General features: G+C 56.3%; 13 protein-coding genes and 1 pseudogene. 5 read left to right on the top strand and 9 right to left on the bottom strand.

Annotated elements, in window-relative coordinates:
• Positions 1 to 116: 116 nt before the first annotated feature.
• Positions 117 to 1,358 carry a peptide antibiotic transporter SbmA gene (gene sbmA, locus FHW04_RS06255; protein ID WP_031375483.1) on the top strand — a complete coding sequence of 414 codons (1,242 nt, stop codon included), beginning with the start codon at positions 117 to 119 and terminating at the stop codon, positions 1,356 to 1,358.
• A gap of 47 nt (positions 1,359 to 1,405) precedes the next feature.
• Here sbmA and FHW04_RS06250 read toward each other — a convergent pair whose 3' ends face one another.
• The 5 genes and pseudogenes from FHW04_RS06250 to FHW04_RS06230 form a co-directional block, all read right to left on the bottom strand.
• Positions 1,406 to 1,705: a helix-turn-helix domain-containing protein gene (locus FHW04_RS06250; RefSeq protein WP_089561283.1), complete on the bottom strand. Its 300-nt coding sequence runs from the start codon at positions 1,703 to 1,705 to the stop codon at positions 1,406 to 1,408.
• Positions 1,698 to 2,053: pseudogene (locus tag FHW04_RS06245) on the bottom strand (type II toxin-antitoxin system RelE/ParE family toxin). Before FHW04_RS06245 ends, FHW04_RS06250 begins: the two are co-directional and overlap by 8 nt.
• Before the next feature lie 195 nt (positions 2,054 to 2,248).
• Positions 2,249 to 3,301 (bottom strand): YncE family protein, encoded by a 1,053-nt coding sequence (locus FHW04_RS06240; RefSeq protein WP_069728765.1) that lies wholly within the window; start codon positions 3,299 to 3,301, stop codon positions 2,249 to 2,251.
• Between the two features lie 207 nt (positions 3,302 to 3,508).
• Positions 3,509 to 3,718 (bottom strand): DUF1471 domain-containing protein, encoded by a 210-nt coding sequence (locus tag FHW04_RS06235; RefSeq protein WP_031375486.1) that lies wholly within the window; start codon positions 3,716 to 3,718, stop codon positions 3,509 to 3,511.
• Positions 3,719 to 3,930: 212 nt separating this feature from the next.
• Entirely contained in the window at positions 3,931 to 5,118 is a 1,188-nt protein-coding gene (locus FHW04_RS06230; RefSeq protein WP_031375487.1) for an MFS transporter, read from the bottom strand.
• Positions 5,119 to 5,223: 105 nt separating this feature from the next.
• Between FHW04_RS06230 and FHW04_RS06225 the strand changes: the two genes are divergently transcribed.
• Positions 5,224 to 6,189 carry an AraC family transcriptional regulator gene (locus tag FHW04_RS06225; RefSeq protein WP_069728763.1) on the top strand — a complete coding sequence of 322 codons (966 nt, stop codon included), beginning with the start codon at positions 5,224 to 5,226 and terminating at the stop codon, positions 6,187 to 6,189.
• Here FHW04_RS06225 and FHW04_RS06220 read toward each other — a convergent pair.
• From FHW04_RS06220 to gltP, 4 genes are all read right to left on the bottom strand, one after another.
• A complete protein-coding gene (locus FHW04_RS06220; RefSeq protein ID WP_031375489.1) occupies positions 6,186 to 7,730 on the bottom strand; it encodes a methyl-accepting chemotaxis protein in 1,545 nt (514 codons plus the stop codon). The two genes, FHW04_RS06225 and FHW04_RS06220, sit on opposite strands and share 4 nt — an antisense overlap.
• A gap of 234 nt (positions 7,731 to 7,964) precedes the next feature.
• Entirely contained in the window at positions 7,965 to 9,395 is a 1,431-nt protein-coding gene (gene murP / locus FHW04_RS06215; RefSeq protein ID WP_069728762.1) for a PTS N-acetylmuramic acid transporter subunit IIBC, read from the bottom strand.
• Positions 9,395 to 10,306, bottom strand: a complete 912-nt coding sequence (gene murQ / locus FHW04_RS06210) for an N-acetylmuramic acid 6-phosphate etherase (RefSeq protein WP_031375491.1) — start codon at positions 10,304 to 10,306, stop codon at positions 9,395 to 9,397. Before murQ ends, murP begins: the two co-directional genes overlap by 1 nt.
• A gap of 593 nt (positions 10,307 to 10,899) precedes the next feature.
• The gene (gene gltP / locus FHW04_RS06205; RefSeq protein ID WP_031375492.1) at positions 10,900 to 12,201 is read right to left on the bottom strand and encodes a glutamate/aspartate:proton symporter GltP; all 1,302 of its coding nucleotides are present in this window, start codon (positions 12,199 to 12,201) and stop codon (positions 10,900 to 10,902) included.
• A gap of 585 nt (positions 12,202 to 12,786) precedes the next feature.
• Between gltP and acs the strand changes: the two genes are divergently transcribed.
• The 3 genes from acs to actP all read left to right on the top strand — a co-directional run bounded on the left by acs (position 12,787) and on the right by actP (position 16,864).
• Positions 12,787 to 14,742 (top strand): acetate--CoA ligase, encoded by a 1,956-nt coding sequence (gene acs / locus FHW04_RS06200; RefSeq protein ID WP_031375493.1) that lies wholly within the window; start codon positions 12,787 to 12,789, stop codon positions 14,740 to 14,742.
• A gap of 140 nt (positions 14,743 to 14,882) precedes the next feature.
• A complete protein-coding gene (locus FHW04_RS06195) occupies positions 14,883 to 15,212 on the top strand; it encodes a DUF485 domain-containing protein (protein ID WP_069729448.1) in 330 nt (109 codons plus the stop codon).
• On the top strand, positions 15,209 to 16,864 hold the full coding sequence (actP, locus tag FHW04_RS06190) for a cation/acetate symporter ActP (RefSeq protein ID WP_031375495.1): 1,656 nt from the start codon (positions 15,209 to 15,211) through the stop codon (positions 16,862 to 16,864). Before FHW04_RS06195 ends, actP begins: the two co-directional genes overlap by 4 nt.
• Positions 16,865 to 16,898 lie beyond the last annotated feature (34 nt).

Below are 16,898 nucleotides of genomic sequence, written 5' to 3'. Positions count from 1 at the left end.
ACAAAACCGCACAATTTCATTAACATCCACCCCGGCTGTCATCAGCAGAAACAACAGACTACAGACATCAGGCAGGCAAAACGTTATAACAGGCAACACACAACAGCGGAGTGCCTATGTTTAAGTCTTTTTTCCCGCGGCCAGCGCTGTTTTTCAGCTCAGCGGCCCTCTGGAGCTTATTAGCGATTTTTGCCTGGTTTGGCTTTGCCGCGCATCTGCCCGGCATGTGGCCCACCCTCGACGCAGCGATGAAACAGCCATTACCCACCAGTGCCGCGCGGTTTATTGCCGCCAGCCAGCTGTGGTTTTATCTCTACTACTGGATAATGGTGGCCGTTTTTGCCCTCGCCTGGCGGCTGATTGACAATCATCCGTGGCAGCGCTGGTCAGTCTGGGGATCGGCGCTGATTATTTTTGTCACCTGGTTTGGTGTGCAGGTCGGCGTGGCGGTCAACGCCTGGTATGGTCCGTTTTACGACTTAATTCAGAAGGCGCTGACGAAAGCAGGATCGGTGCAGATCGTTGAGTTTTATCACGAAGTGCGTGCTTTTCTCGGCATTGCGTTGATCGCGGTAGTGATTGGCGTGCTCAATTCGTTCTTTATCAGCCACTGGGTTTTCCGCTGGCGTACCGCCATGAACAACTACTATATGCATAACTGGCAGCGACTGCGTCATGTCGAAGGCGCCGCGCAGCGTGTGCAGGAAGACACCATGCGGTTTGCCTCTACGCTGGAAGACTGGGGCGTCAGTTTTATTCAGGCGATCATGACTTTAGTGGCCTTTTTGCCGGTGCTGGTGGCGCTGTCGCACCATGTCAAAGATGTGCCGTTCCTTGGCAATATTCCGTATGCGCTGGTGATTGCCGCCGTGCTGTGGTCGGTATTCGGCACCGGTTTACTGGCGATAGTCGGCATTAAATTACCCGGCCTGGAGTTTCGTAATCAGCGGGTGGAAGCGGCTTACCGTAAAGAGCTGGTGTATGGCGAGGATAATGCTGACCGCGCCCGGCCACAGACGGTGCAGGAGCTGTTCGGTCGGGTACGGTTCAACTACTTCCGTCTCTACTTTCACTATCTCTACTTCAACATCACCCGCATTCTCTATCTGCAGGTGGATAATGTGTTTGGCCTGTTCCTGCTGTTTCCGTCGATTGTGGCCGGCACCATCACGCTGGGCCTGCTGAACCAGATTACAAACGTATTTGACCAGGTACGTGGTTCATTCCAGTACCTGATCGCTTCATGGTCAACGCTGGTTGAACTGATGTCGATCTACAAACGTCTGCGCAGCTTTGAGCAGATTCTGGATGATATCCCGCACGATGAGATGATGCGCGAAGCGTCAGAAGAGGTATAACGGGCTGGAAAGAGAGAAGCCGCAATAATGTGGCTTCTTTTTTTTAATCACAGATCAAACGCTATTCTTTTGCCTGTCGGCAATTTGACATCGATACTTATCTCGCCTCCCAGAGCGGTAACATAACGCTTCAGCGTAGAAAGGCGGGGATCGTTATCAGCCTGTTCCATTCTGGCGATAGTTGGCTGTTTCACCCCCATTGCGTGTGCCATCTCTGTCTGTGAAAGGTTGAGTTCTTCCCGCAACATGTTTAGCGCGACAACCTGCCGCATTGCATCAACTTTTTCGGCAATGCGCTCGCGACTTTCCGAGCTTTGTTTTGCCATCAGCTCTTTTAAATTAGCCATTATCCGCTCCATTCAGGTACTTACAGAATTCAGCATCTGCCAGTTTGATCATGTCTTTATAGAATTTATTTTCCTTAACCCCGGTTTTATCGCCTGCACACAACACAATGCCGCGGCGAGAAGGGTCAAAAGCAAAGAAGGTTCGTATCGGTTTGCCTTGATGCTGCACTCTTAGTTCTTTCATATTCGGAAAATCAGAGTCGTCTACGGTATCAGCAAACGGCCTCCCTAACTGCGGCCCATACTCAGACAGGATAACCCTCGCTGCAAGCATACCCTCTTCAGTTCCTCGGTCTGAGTCTTAAACCACTCATCAAATCTATTAGTTGTATTCACATCTGGTTGTATTCACATCCCACATCGCAACATCCTTATAGCGAATAAGCTATAAAGACAAGTGTCTCGCGAGCGACCAGGGCAAAAGGATCTCCCAGACCGCAAACCGGCTTTGAAAATAATAAAGCCACTCTGATGAGTGGCTTTATTATTTACAGAGGCTGGAGGTGAAAGTACGCCCCCGCGCCGGTAAGTGGCAATCACCTTTTACAAGGCAATACGCATGACGCTGTCGGGATCTTTTGGCGGCGCTTTACGCGAACCCGGTTGCTTGACGCTGACATAGAGCGTATTACCGTCGGCGGACAAAGCGAGGCTGTTCGGCAGACCTGGGGTTTTCACGCTCCGTTTCACGCGGTAGTTGCTGGCGTCAATGATGCTGACTTCGCCCGCTTTACGGTGAGTAACATACAGCTCATTGCGATCCTGATTGAACAGCACCGCCAGTGATTCCGGCACGTCAATTCGCTGGATCACCTGCTGAGTGCGCAAATCGACCACCAGCACCTGAGCCTGCTTCGAATCGCTGAGGAAGGCACGCTGACCGCGCGTATCCAGCGCAATGTTGAGGAAAAAGTGCTCTTTATCGCCGTCGATCTTCTGCTTCTTCTCAATCGCATTAGTGCGGGCGTTGAGGGTAACCAGCTCACCGTCGCCATTGGTGACGTAAACTTTCTGCGCCGCTGAATCTACCGCCAGCCCGGTCGCCATTTTGCCGGTATTCGGCACGGTACTGATCAGTTGCAGCGTGCTGCCATCCACCACCCAGACCACGCTCTGCGGTCCCAGACCGGTAACATAAACGCGATTGGTTTTCACATCGACTGCCACCTGACGCGGCTGCAGCGGACGTACCGTTTCACTGCGCTTGCGGCCATCGAGTAGCAGGCTGTTGAGCACTTTGCCGCTGCTGGCGTCAATGGCGGTCAGTGAACCCTCAACGGTATTGCCGACGTAAAGCACGTTAGTCTGCGGGTTGATCGCTGCGCCAAACGCTTTCAGGTCACTGTTAATCGACTGCTGCACCGCCAGCGTGGTGGGATCGAGACGGAAAACCGTGCCACCGTTTCCGTTGCTGTTCTGTGACGTGGCGACAAAAACCGCGTTATCTTTCGGGCTGAAGGCCAGTTCGTACACGCCTTTGCCGATCGGCTGGTTGAGTTCATCTGCCTGCACCGCCAGTAAGCCTGACGCAGAAAACAGTGCTGTCGCCAGCATCAGAGGACGCAGCGCCCAGCGCGTATTGATTATCGCTTTCATAACTTCTCCATAGTAAATCCACCGCAGACACGGTGAAAAGAAAGCCCGACATTGCAACCAGAAAGCATCTGACCCGCGATCAGATGAGAATGTTTTTGAGAATAATAATTATTTCGGTGGGAAAGTGACAGGATTATTATTGGTCAGCAACCAACGCCGCCAGGACGCCCGGGGGCGTCCTGTCAGCACAAGCGGAGAATGCGCAGCTTATTTCAGCAGCTCAGCGGTCATGTGAACGCCGTTGTTGGTGTAGGCTTCGGTGATTTTATATGAAGCACCGTGTTCCTGCGCCTGAGCAGCGATTTTCGCTTCAGCGCCGTCCAGCGTAGAGTCGACAGCGGTCACAGACTGGGCAAAGCTGGCGAATGGCAGAACAGAAAGCGCGATAACTGCTGCAAAAGTTTTGATAGATTTCATGGTCAATTCCTCGATTAAGTTTTATCAGGTAAGGCGTGTTGCCTTGTTGATAGATATACTAGGCCGAATCTTGATCAGTAAAAAGCGGAGACTTTTGCTTATCTCTTTCAATAAAACTGATGATGAAAAGCACATTTCGCACAGTTATTGCTCAAAAGGTTAATAATCCACAGTCAATAAAAAAGGCAGCACAAATGGCTGCCTTTGATCGATTAACCGTGATGTCGCACCCGGCTGAAGATAGTCAGCGCCGCCAGCAGCATCAGTACCCCGCTGGCGAGGAATACGCCACCCGCACCGCGCAGGTCAAACATCCAGCCCCCCGCTGCGGCACCGACGGTGATCGCCAGCTGGATAGTCGCCACCAGTAAACCCCCGCCTGATTCGGCATCATCCGGTACCGCGCGCGAAATCCAGGTTGACCAGCCGGTTGGCATCGAACCAAACGCCATGCCCCATACCGCCACGCCCACGCCAACCAGCCAGCTGACGTCGCCGAAGCTCACCAGCAGCAGCGCGGTGAGGCTCATCAGCAGCGCCATGCCACTGAGGGTCAGCGATACGCTGCGGGTCACCAGGTAGCCAGCCAGCGAAGTCCCGAAAAAGTTCGCTACACCAAACGCCAGCAGCGCCAGCGATAGCTGATTGAGATTCAGCTGAGCAACGCCTTCAAGGAACGGGCGCAGATAGGTAAAGAAGGCGAAGTGGCCGGTAAACATCATGATGACGGCCAGCATGCCCCAGCGCATCACGCCGATCCGCAGCAGATCCAGCACCCCGCCGCTACGCGCCTTATTCTCTGCCGGCATCGCGGGCAGGGTGAAAAATTGCCACAACAGCGCCACGGCCCCCAGTCCGGCGGTCAGCATAAAGATGTTGCGCCAGCCGACCAGCCCACCGAGATAACTGCCGAGCGGCGTGGCGATAATGGTCGCCAGCGAGATACCGCTAAAGACGATGGAGAGCGCGCGCGGCACCTGATCGGCCGGCACCAGCCGCATGGTAATCGCGGTCGACAGCGTCCAGAAGCCACCAATCGCCATGCCCAGCAGCACGCGCGCCAGCAGGATGGTCGTCAGGTTCCCCGCCAGCGCCACCATCAGCGCTGAAGCAATCAGCAGCAGCGAAAACACCAGCATCACGATGCGGCGGTCAATCCGTCGGGTGATGCTGGCGGTGATCAGGCTGGTAAACAGCGCGACCAGTGCAGTAATGGTTACGGTCTGACCCGCCTGACCTTCGGAGACGCCAAGACTCTGAGCCATCGGCGTCAGTAAACTGACCGGTAAAAATTCGGCGGTGATCAGGCTGAATACGCCAAACGCCATTGCAAATACCGCGCCCCACGCGGGACGGGCGGGCGAGGAAACCTCATCAGCCACTTCGGTTGTCAGACTCATGCTGCTTCTCCGGATGCAAAAAAAAGTAAGTGTGATGATAGTGGGCAGCCGCAAGACGATCTATGATGCTTACACCGTCATTTCTGATAATTCGTCTGGAATCGTATGAGCCATTATGAAGACCTGACCAGTGAACTGCTGATGGGAATGCGGCTGTATGGGGTTAACTATCAGCGCATCGCCGTCAGCGCCCCGTTCGGATTGCGCTTTGATAACGCGCCAGGACGGGCACAGTTTCACTTTGTCGGACGCGGCACGTTGCAGGTGCGCAGCGCCTCAGGCGAGGTGTTTCAGCTTAACAGTGGCGATGCGCTGTTAGTGCCGCATGGCAAACCGCACAGCCTGATCTCCAGCGAAGAGGTGGAGTGTCAGTGTGTCGCCAATATGGCGAGCAAACCGATCTGCGACAGCGTCTGCGCCATCACCGCCCCGGCCGATGCCTGTGACGACGAACACAGCGTGCTGTTGTTCAGCGCCTGTATGGCGTTTGAACTCGGCGGCATGCAGCCGCTGATTAATACCATGCCGGATGTGATGCTGGTGAGTACCCTGCTGTCGCAGTACCCGGAGATCCGGCCGATTCTGGAGGCGATGGAACGCGAGTCGCGTACCCGGCAGGCGGGCTTCGCTGGCATCCTTTCGCGTCTGGCGGATGTGGTAGCGGCGCTGATTGTGCGTGGCTGGGTGGAGAATGGCTGCGGTAAAAGCAGCGGACTGGTACAGGCGATGCGCGATCCGCGGCTCAGTCAGGCAATTGCCGCCATGCACCGCGAACCGGGCGAGAACTGGACGGTGGCGCGGCTGGCCCGCGTGGCGGGCTGCTCACGTTCGGTATTTGCCGAGCGCTTTCTTAACGCCACCGGCATGACGCCGCTGCGTTATCTGACCGAGCTGCGGATGCGGCTGGCGGTGCAGCGCATTGTGAATAACGGTGAGGCGGTGGAAGCCGTCGCCTTTCATCTCGGCTACGGCTCAATTGCGGCTTTTAGTCGCGCCTTTAAGCGCATTGTCGGTCAGTCACCTGGCGCGCTGCGTGCCGGACGCGACAGCAGCCAGGCGCTGGCCTCTTAGCGAAATACGCTGATCGCTTCCACCAGGCGGTTGGCCTGATGCGTCATGCGGCCGGATGCTTCGGCGCTTTCGGCTACCCGGGCAGCGTTCTGGTGGGTGATGTCATCCAGATCTTCTACCGCGCTACTGACTTCGCTCAGCGCCGTAGCCTGTTCAGCGGTGGCCGCACTGATCTGTGCAATCAGCGTGGTGACGTTCTGCACCTGCGAGACGATATCCTGCATGGTGCGGCCCGCTGCGCTGGCGTGCTGATTGCCGGAACTGACCCGGCTGGCGCTGGTCTCTACCAGCATTTTAATCTCACTGGCGGCTTTGGCGCTACGCTGCGCCAGGCTGCGGACTTCACCTGCCACCACTGCAAACCCCTTGCCCTGCTCGCCCGCCCGCGCTGCTTCAACCGCCGCGTTAAGCGCCAGAATATTGGTCTGGAAAGCAATACCGTCGATCACGCTGGTGATGTTGGCGATGCGCTTTGAACTGTCAGCAATTTCGCCCATCATCTCCATCATCTCTTTCATTACGTCGCCGCCTTTCATCGCCGCGCTGCTGGTATCTGACGACAGGGTATTCACTTCATGGGCGGTTTCGGTGTTGCTTTTCACCGTCGCGGTCATCTCATTCATGGTGGCGGCGGTTTGCTGTACGTTAGCGGCCGCCTGCTCGGTGCGGCGACTCAGCTCGTTGTTACTGCGGGCGATGGCGTCGCTGGCGCTGAGTACGTTTATCGCCTGTCCGCTGACATCATCCACCAGCCAGCGGAACATTAACCCGAGCTGGCCGATGGCGCGCAGCGTGACGCCGACTTCATCAACCCGATCCATCTGATCAACTTTATGGCTGGCACCGGTCGCCACGCTCAGCGCCTGTTTGCACATCCGCTCGATAGGCCGTGAGATCTGCTGCTCCAGCCACAGGCTGGCCAGCGTCAGCAGTGCCGTCATCCCCACCGTGAAGCCGCCCAGTGCCGCCGGCGTGACGCCTGCGGCCCAGACGCCCGCCACCGACAGCGGCAGTAAGGTCAACAGGGTGCTGCGGATACGCCAGCGAAGCGGCAGCGTTTTCAGGATAGAAGCAGGTCGCCGCCAGCCGCTGCGCACCACCAGGCCTTTATAAAAGCGTCGTCCTTTCGTGCGCCCTGCCTGAAAATCCTGATACAGCGCCTCCGCCTGACGTACTTCTTCCGCGCCCGGTTTGGTGCGCACCGACATATAGCCCTGCACCTTCCCGTCGCGCACCACCGGTATGGCATTGGCGCGTACCCAGTAATGATCGCCATTTTTACGGCGGTTTTTCACCAGTGCTGTCCAGGGTTCGCCCTGTTTCAGCGTGGCCCACATATCGGCAAAGGCTTCTGCCGGCATATCCGGGTGACGCACCATATTGTGTGGCTGGCCGTTGATCTCTTCGGTAGAGAAGCCGCTCGCCTCAATAAACGCATCGTTAGCATAGGTGATGTAACTGTTGAGATCGGTAGTCGACATCAGGGTCGCGTGATCGTCGAACAGATATTCACGCTGGGAAACGGGCTGGTTATTACGCATCTCAAAAGTCCTTGAAGACCCATTATCCTGCACGCTGGGGTGATGTTGTCAGCGTGGAAGCGTTGGGCAAATAAATAACGATTACCTTTTTTTATGTTTTCGGCATGCTTTCCTACTCTCTTTAGCGTTTCCGTTAAATTAGTGGCAATAAAAAAGCCGCTTTGCAGCGGCTTTCACATTTTTCCGTCATGTCATTCGTTAGCGCCACTGGAGAATGGCTGCATTACGCTGGCGTCAGCTGAGATCGACATTGCGGGTGCCAAACCACCAGGTGAGGAAAAAGCCGCCGACCCAGGCCACCATCAGTCCGGCCAGATAGACCGCCATGCCAGCAAAAATGCCCTGGCTGGAGGTCATTAGCGGCAGCGTCACCAGTCCCGACGGGCCAAACACGGTATTCATGCCGATCGGTAAGCCCAGCCACGCCACCAGGCCGATAAAGAAACCGCCCAGCGCCCCGCCGCCACAGGCGGTGATAAACGGCTTGAGTCGCGGCAGCGTGACGCCGTAAATCAGCGGTTCGCCCACCCCGAGCAGCCCCGGCACAATCGCACCTTTGATTTGCGCCCGCAGCAGCGCCCCTTTTTCTGCCTTACACCACAGCGCCAGCGAAGCGCCAACCTGGCCTGCACCGGCCATCGCCAGAATCGGAAACAGTGAGTTGAAGCCCTGGGTTTCCATCAGCGCGAAGTAGACCGGAATAAAGCCCTGATGAATGCCAAACATCACCGCGATCAGGAACAGTCCGGCCAGCAGCGCACAGCCAAAGGGGTTGTTATTCAGGTGGATGAACAACCAGGACATGCCTTTAAACAGTTCGCCACCCAGCGGCATGATCAGCAGGTAAGTAATCGCACCGGTGATCAGCAGGGTAAACATCGAGGTGAGGATCATATCCAGATTATCCGGGATGATTTTGCGGATCTGCTTTTCAATCCACGCCCCGATAATGGCCGCCAGCAGCACGCCGATAATATTGCCGCGCGGGTCGATAGTCAGGCCGAAAAAGCTTTCCATCCCGCTGTAGTAGCCGACCGTGGCGGTCGGGACGTAGCCGAGAACAAACAGTGAGGCGATGATCGCGCCATTCACCCCGCTGCCGCCAAAGGCTTTCTGGGCGTTATAGCCGATCAGGATGCTGAGGAAGGTGAACAGTCCTTTGCCGAACACCTTCATGTACGCCACGCTGTGCAGCAGCCAGGGCGCATGCTCGCCCGGCGCATTCAGGTGCAGGCTCTGTTCAAGCAGAGTGGCAAATCCCAGCAGTAAGCCTGCGCCGATAAAGCCGGGAATGAGTGGGGTAAATATAGTGGCGAAGCGCGACAGAAACTGATGCAGGCCGCTGGTCTGTTTTGCCTTCATCTGTTGCTTGTGCTGCGCGGCCAGCTCGCTGAGCGCCGGTGCTTCACCCTGTGCCAGTAAGGACTGCATCCCCTCTGCTGCGGTCTGCGCTTTGCCGGGGCCGAGCACAATCTGCAACTGGGCATCACTGTCGATCACTCCCAGCACGCCCGGCAGGCTTTTCAGCCGGGTGAGATCAACCCGTTCGGGCTGATTGAGCGTCAGCCGCAGCCGCGTCATGCAGTTGCCGCAGTTGGCGATATTTTGCCCCCCGCCGACCGCCTGCAGAATGTCGCGTAATAGTGCGTCGGTAATTTTCGCCATCAGCGTGCTCCCGCTGCCTGCAGCGCCTGACGAATAAAGCCCTGATGTTGTGCGAGTAGCGTCTGCGCTTCATCAGCGGTCAGTCCGGCCAGCACCATCAGGATGGCCGTTTTGCAGTGGCCGCCGCAGGCGCTCAGTGCGGCACTGGCGGTGGCGTCATCGCAATCGGTAGCCTGCCTGACGATGTTCACCTGGCGCTGGACCAGCTTCTGATTGGTCGCTTCAACATCCACCATCAGGTTGCCGTAGACTTTACCGCTGCGGATCATCGCCCCGGTGGTCAGCATGTTAAGCACCAGCTTCTGGGCGGTACCCGCTTTCATGCGTGACGAGCCGGTGACCACTTCTGGCCCCACGACCGGCGTCAGGGCAATCGCTGCGGCCTGAGACATCGGACTGCCGGGGTTACAGGTCAGGGCGACGGTGGTAGCACCGAGCTGACCGGCATACTCCAGCGCGCCAAGGACGTAAGGCGTGCGGCCGCTGGCTGCGATGCCGACCAGCACATCCTCGCGGCTGAAGTTGATATCCCGCAGATCCTGCGCGCCCTGTGCCCGGTTATCTTCGGCATTTTCCACCGCCTGTAGAATCGCCCGATGGCCACCGGCGATCAGTCCTACCACCTGTTCCCGCGGCGTACCAAAGGTGGGCGGACACTCGCTGGCATCCAGAATACCCAGTCGCCCGGACGTTCCTGCACCGCAATAGATCAGGCGTCCACCGGCCTGAAACGCAGCGCTGATAGCATCAACCGCTTCGGCTATCTGCGGGACAATCGCTTCAACCGCCAGCGCCACCTTCTTATCCTCGTCATTAATGACGCGCAACATCGCTTCGGTCGATAGCTCGTCGATGTTCTGACTGGCAGGATTACGGCCTTCGGTGATCATCTGGCTGAGGTCAATTTTCATAACAGGCTCCGCATAGGAATAAATTATTCAATATATGACTCATCATAACGAATGATTAATTCATCGGTGAGATCTTTTTTGCATGGATGCGAAGAGGGATCAAATAAAGCGGGGATTCTGGCTGGCGGGTGTTCGCTTCAGGTTGGGTGATGGGATTTAGTGATGCATCTGACCCTGAAGGTGTGAGCCAGAAGCGTGCGTGCTTCACGCCGGGTGCAGGGGCAGAGAAGATTCACCCGATCGTGCCAGGACGCGTGTGCTTCATGCAAGGTGCAGGGGCAGAGAAGATTCAGCCGATCGTGCCAGGAACGCGCGTGCTTCACGCCGGATGCAGGGGCAGAGAAGATTCACCCGATCGTAAAGACGCATTCGTCATCCCTGACGCTCGGCCCACGCCTTCCCTGGCGTGGGACGCTTTACTCTTCGGGTGAACCTGCTCTTCCCGCGGACTTTTGTGTCGCTTTTGAAAAGAGACAAGGTCAGGTGTCAGGTGTCAGGTGTCAGGTAAGGTGTGCGGTTGAACCGGTCACAGTCATTTGCCGGAAACAAAAAAGGCCCAACTTTCGTTGAGCCTTTTTTATTAAGCAGTGCGATTAACTCGCGGTCTGAGTGCGCAGTTGCAGTTCATACTCTTTCGCCTGTTCGGCGTCGAACTGGTTTTCCCAGCGGGCGATGACCAGCACCGCCAGAGCGTTACCAATGACGTTCAGGGCAGTACGCGCCATGTCCATTATACGGTCAACTCCGGCGATGAATGCCAGCCCTTCCAGCGGAATACCGACGCTGCCCAGCGTCGCCAGCAGCACCACGAAGGAGACGCCTGGCACGCCAGCAATGCCTTTCGAGGTCACCATCAGCGTCAGCACCAGGATAATCTCGTCGCTCAGCGACAGATCGATGCCATACAGCTGGGCGATAAAGATGGCGGCGATACTCTGATACAGGGTTGAGCCATCAAGGTTAAACGAATAACCGGTCGGCACCACGAAGCTGGTGATTGCTTTCGGCGCGCCGTAGGCTTCCATCTTCTGCATGATGCGTGGCAATACCGTCTCTGAGCTGGAGGTGGAGTAAGAGAGAATCAGCTCATCTTTGAGGATACGCATCAGCGTGGTGATACGCAGCTTACAGAAGCGCGCAACGCCACCCAGCACCACAAAGGCGAAGAACAGAATCGCCGCATAGACCAGCAGCACCAGCTTAGCCAGCGGCCACAGCGAGGCGAAGCCGAAGTTAGCGATGGTGACGGCAATCAGGGCGAACACACCGACCGGCGCATAGCGCATGATCATGTGCGTCACTTTGAACATGGTTTCAGAGATGCCACGGAACAGATTCACCAACGGATCGCGCTGTTCTGACGGCAGAGATGACAGGCCTAAGCCAAACAGCACCGAGAAGAAGATAATCGGCAGCATGTCACCTTTCACCATCGAGGCGAAAATGTTCTGCGGGATCAGCGACAGAATGGTGGCGACCAGGCTGTGCGGACCGCCCTGCACTTCCGCCGTGGTGGCTTCATATTTAGAGATGTCCACCGTTGCCAGCGTTGACATATCGATGCCGGTGCCGGGTTGAAATACGTTGGCCAGGGTAATCCCGACCACAATGGCAAGGGTGGTGATCACTTCAAAGTAGAGAATCGTTTTGACGCCGATGCGTCCCAACTTTTTGGCATCGCCGACGCCGGCAATCCCGACGATCAGTGATGAGATCACGATCGGTACCACAATCATCTTAATCAGGTGGATAAAGATGTCGCCCGCCGGGCTGAGAATATTGGTGACTAACCATTCACGATTGTCTGGCTGATTATGCAGCACGGCACCCACAACGATGCCAAGCACCAGGGCTATCAGAATCTGCCAGGCCAGGCTGATTTTAAAACCTTTCATAACGCGTAATTTCCTCAGTCAAAACCCGTTTCTCTCTACTGCGAAGGTGCAGAAGACAATACACACAGGGAAGTGAGCAAAAAGCCCGGTAAATTAGAGGGTGTTTGGAGACAGCGCCTCGCACGAAAATCTGATGATTCCCATACCCATTTTCAGACGCGGTCTGAGTTGATACCTGCAGAACAGGGGCGAGATAAGTACCATTTTCGCTGTGGTAAATGCAACCCTTGGCGTCTTCGTTTAAAAGTTCACCATCTAAGTAGCATAAAATGCTGCGCCAGCCGTAAATCCCTAACCTGCTGTTATGAAAAGTATTAGTTCGATGAATTAACGCATAGCTATGCAGAATTGCGCAAAAACTCACCCGACGCGTTTGCTCGCTTTTTAAACACGCCTGAACACAAAAAGTTACACCTTTATTCCTTATTGCCAGCAGGGACTTATCACCAATTGCCGCTTCATCAGCCCTTTATCGCGCGCGGTGTTGAGGGCGTGATCTACGGCGCAAAAAAGAAACAAAGCCTCAGCGCGGGCTTCAATTAACCATTGATTGACATATCATTAACAACTTCAAGGAGATCCGCCATGAGCCAAATACATAAACATCCCGTTCCAGAGAATATTGCAGCAAACACGCTGATCACCGCTGAACAGTATCAGACGATGTATCAGCAATCTGTCGCTGATCCGGATACGTTCTGGGGCGAACAGGGCAAAATCCTCGACTGGATCAAGCCCTACAGCAAAGTGAAAAACTGCTCGTTTGCGCCGGGCAACATTGACATTCGCTGGTACGAAGATGGCACGCTCAATCTGGCGGCAAACTGCCTTGACCGGCATTTGCAGACCCGCGGCGACCACCCGGCGATTATCTGGGAAGGCGACGACGCCAGTGAGAGCAAAACCCTGACCTTCCGCCAGCTGCATGCTGAAGTCTGTCGCTTCGCCAACGTGCTGGAATTGCTCAAGGTGAAGAAAGGCGATGTGGTGGCGATCTATATGCCGATGGTGCCGGAAGCCGCCGTGGCGATGCTGGCCTGTGCGCGTATCGGTGCCGTCCATTCGGTAATTTTTGGTGGTTTTTCGCCGGAAGCCGTGGCCGGCAGGATCGTCGATTCCAGCGCTTCGCTGGTGATTACCGCCGATGAAGGTGTCCGTGCCGGACGCAGCATCCCGCTGAAGAAAAATGTCGATGATGCGTTAAAAAATCCTAACGTCACCAGCGTGAAAAACGTGGTGGTGTTCCAGCGTACCGGCAACGATATCGGCTGGATCGAAGGTCGCGACCGCTGGTGGCATGAGCTGATGCTGAATGCCAGCACCAACCATTCTCCGGCCGAAGTCGGAGCGGAAGATCCGCTCTTTATCCTTTATACCTCCGGCTCGACCGGTAAGCCGAAAGGGGTGTTGCACACCACCGGCGGTTATCTGGTCTACGCGGCGACCACTTTTAAATTTGTCTTCGATTACCATCAGGACGACGTCTACTGGTGTACCGCCGACGTCGGCTGGATCACCGGCCACAGCTACCTGCTATACGGTCCGCTGGCCTGTGGCGCGACTACCCTGATGTTTGAAGGGGTGCCGAACTGGCCAACGCCGAGCCGCATGGCGGAAGTGGTGGATAAACATAAGGTGACGCTGCTCTATACCGCCCCTACCGCGATCCGCGCCCTGATGGCTGAAGGTGATAAAGCGATCCAGGGAACCGACCGTAGCAGCCTGCGCATCATGGGGTCAGTCGGTGAACCGATTAACCCGGAAGCCTGGGAGTGGTACTACAAGAAAATCGGCAACAGCCGCTGCCCAATCGTCGATACCTGGTGGCAGACTGAAACCGGCGGCTTCATGATCACCCCGCTGCCGGGTGCGACCGAACTCAAAGCGGGATCGGCCACTAAACCGTTCTTCGGGGTACAACCGGCGCTGGTGGATAATGAAGGCCAGCCGCAGCAAGGCGCCTGTGAAGGCAATCTGGTGATCACCGAATCCTGGCCGGGTCAGGCCCGTACGCTGTATGGCGACCACGATCGCTTTGAGCAGACCTACTTCTCTACCTTTAAAAATGTCTACTTCAGCGGCGACGGTGCGCGTCGTGATGAGGATGGCTATTACTGGATCACCGGCCGTGTGGATGACGTGCTCAACGTCTCCGGCCACCGTCTTGGCACCGCCGAGATTGAGTCGGCGCTGGTGTCACATCCGAAAATTGCTGAAGCCGCAGTGGTCGGCATTCCGCACAGCATCAAGGGCCAGGCGATTTATGCTTACATCACCCTGAACCACGGTGAGGAGCCGTCGCCCGAACTCTATACCGAAGTGCGTAACTGGGTACGTAAAGAGATCGGCCCGATTGCCACCCCGGATGTGCTGCACTGGACCGACTCGCTGCCGAAAACCCGCTCCGGCAAGATCATGCGTCGTATTCTGCGCAAAATCGCCACCGGCGATACCAGCAATCTCGGCGATACCTCCACCCTCGCCGATCCTGGCGTAGTGGAAAAACTGCTTGAGGAGAAACAGTCGATCAAAATGCCTTAAGCGCACCTTATCCGGCGGGAAGATCATTTCCCGCCATGCCCGCCCTACGCAGTATGTTTCTGTAGTCACAAATAAAATTACCAGCCGAACCCGCGCCCTGGCGTGAGGTTTACGCCTGCAAGACCTCTGGAGAAAATGTGATGAATGACGCCCTTTCGAAACAGGATGCAATCTACCAACAGATTGAACGTAATCCCCGCTTTCATGAATTAGTCCGTAAGCGCCAGGCGTTCGCCACGCTGCTGTCGCTGATTATGCTGGTGCTGTATGTCGGTTTTATCCTGCTGATCGCCTTTGCGCCAGGCTGGCTCGGCACACCGCTGCATCCGGGAACCAACGTCACCCGCGGTATTCCCATCGGTGTCGGACTGATCGTGATGTCGTTTGTGCTGACCGGCATTTACGTCTGGCGTGCCAACGGCGAGTTTGACCGGCTGACCAAAGCGATCCTGAGCGAGGTGAAATCATGATACGTCTCTGCTTATGGATGCTGGCGGCGCTGCTGCCGTTTTCGGCGCTGGCCGCCGATGCGATTACCGGCGCAGTGCAGCGTCAGGCGGTTAACTATCAGGCGATCGTCATGTTTGTGATTTTCGTCGGGGCCACGCTGGGCATTACCTACTGGGCGTCTAAGCGCACCCGTTCGCGCAGCGACTACTACACCGCTGGCGGCAATATTACCGGCTTCCAGAATGGGCTGGCGATGGCGGGCGACTTTATGTCTGCCGCCTCGTTCCTTGGCATCTCGGCGCTGGTTTACACCTCCGGTTATGACGGGCTGATCTACTCGCTCGGCTTTTTAGTCGGCTGGCCGATGATTCTGTTCCTGATCGCCGAACGGCTGCGTAATCTGGGCCGCTACACCTTCGCCGACGTCGCCTCGTATCGGCTGAAGCAGAAACCGATCCGTACCCTCTCCGCCTGCGGCTCACTGGTGGTGGTGGCGCTCTATCTGATTGCCCAGATGGTCGGTGCCGGTAAACTGATTCAGCTGCTGTTTGGCCTCAACTATCACGTAGCGGTGGTGCTGGTCGGCATTCTGATGGTGATGTATGTGCTGTTTGGCGGCATGCTCGCCACCACCTGGGTACAGATTATCAAGGCAGTGCTGCTGCTGTTTGGTGCCACCTTTATGGCGGTGATGGTCATGAAGACCACCGGCTTTAGCTTCAACACGCTGTTTACCGAAGCGATGGCGGTCCACCCGAAAGGGATCGCGATTATGCAACCGGGCGGGCTGGTAAAAGATCCGATTTCGGCACTGTCACTCGGGCTGGGATTGATGTTTGGTACCGCTGGTCTGCCGCATATTCTGATGCGCTTCTTTACCGTGGCCGATGCCAAAGAGGCGCGTAAAAGCGTGTTCTGGGCCACCGGCTTTATGGGCTACTTCTACTTCCTGACCTTTATTATCGGCTTCGGTGCGATCTTGCTGGTTGGCGCGAATCCGGCCTTTAAAGATGCCAGCGGCGCGCTGATTGGCGGCACCAATATGGCAGCGGTACATCTGGCTAACGCGGTGGGTGGCAGTACCTTCCTCGGCTTTATTTCGGCGGTGGCCTTTGCCACCATTCTGGCGGTGGTAGCGGGCTTAACGCTGGCCGGTGCCTCGGCGGTCTCGCATGACCTCTACGCCAGCGTCTACCGTAAAGGTCAGGCAAGCGAACGTGATGAGCTGCGGGTCTCTAAAATCACCGTGCTGGTATTAGGTGTGGTGGCGATTGCGCTGGGCATTCTGTTTGAGAAGCAGAACATCGCATTCATGGTCGGACTGGCCTTCTCGATTGCCGCCAGCTGTAACTTCCCGATCATTCTGCTGTCGATGTACTGGTCAAAGCTGACCACGCGCGGCGCGATGGTCGGTGGCTGGCTGGGGCTGATTACCGCCGTGGTGCTGATGATCCTCGGCCCGACGGTCTGGGTACAGGTGCTGGGTCATGCTAAGCCAATCTATCCGTACGAGTATCCGGCGCTGTTCTCCATGGCGATTGCGTTTATCGGCACCTGGCTGTTCTCGGTTACCGATCATTCGCAGCAGGGCGCGGAGGAGCGTTCACGCTTCCGGATGCAGTTTATCCGTTCGCAGACCGGCTCCGGCATCGACCAGGGCAGAGCGCATTAGTTTTCAGCTAAGCGCGAGATAAAAAAAGGGCGGC

The organism is Pantoea sp. AN62 (assembly GCF_050432985.1).
Taxonomy (GTDB): domain Bacteria; phylum Pseudomonadota; class Gammaproteobacteria; order Enterobacterales; family Enterobacteriaceae; genus Pantoea; species Pantoea brenneri.
Note: the sequence above shows the minus strand (reverse complement) of the source record. Positions and strands in the feature narration are given on the sequence as shown.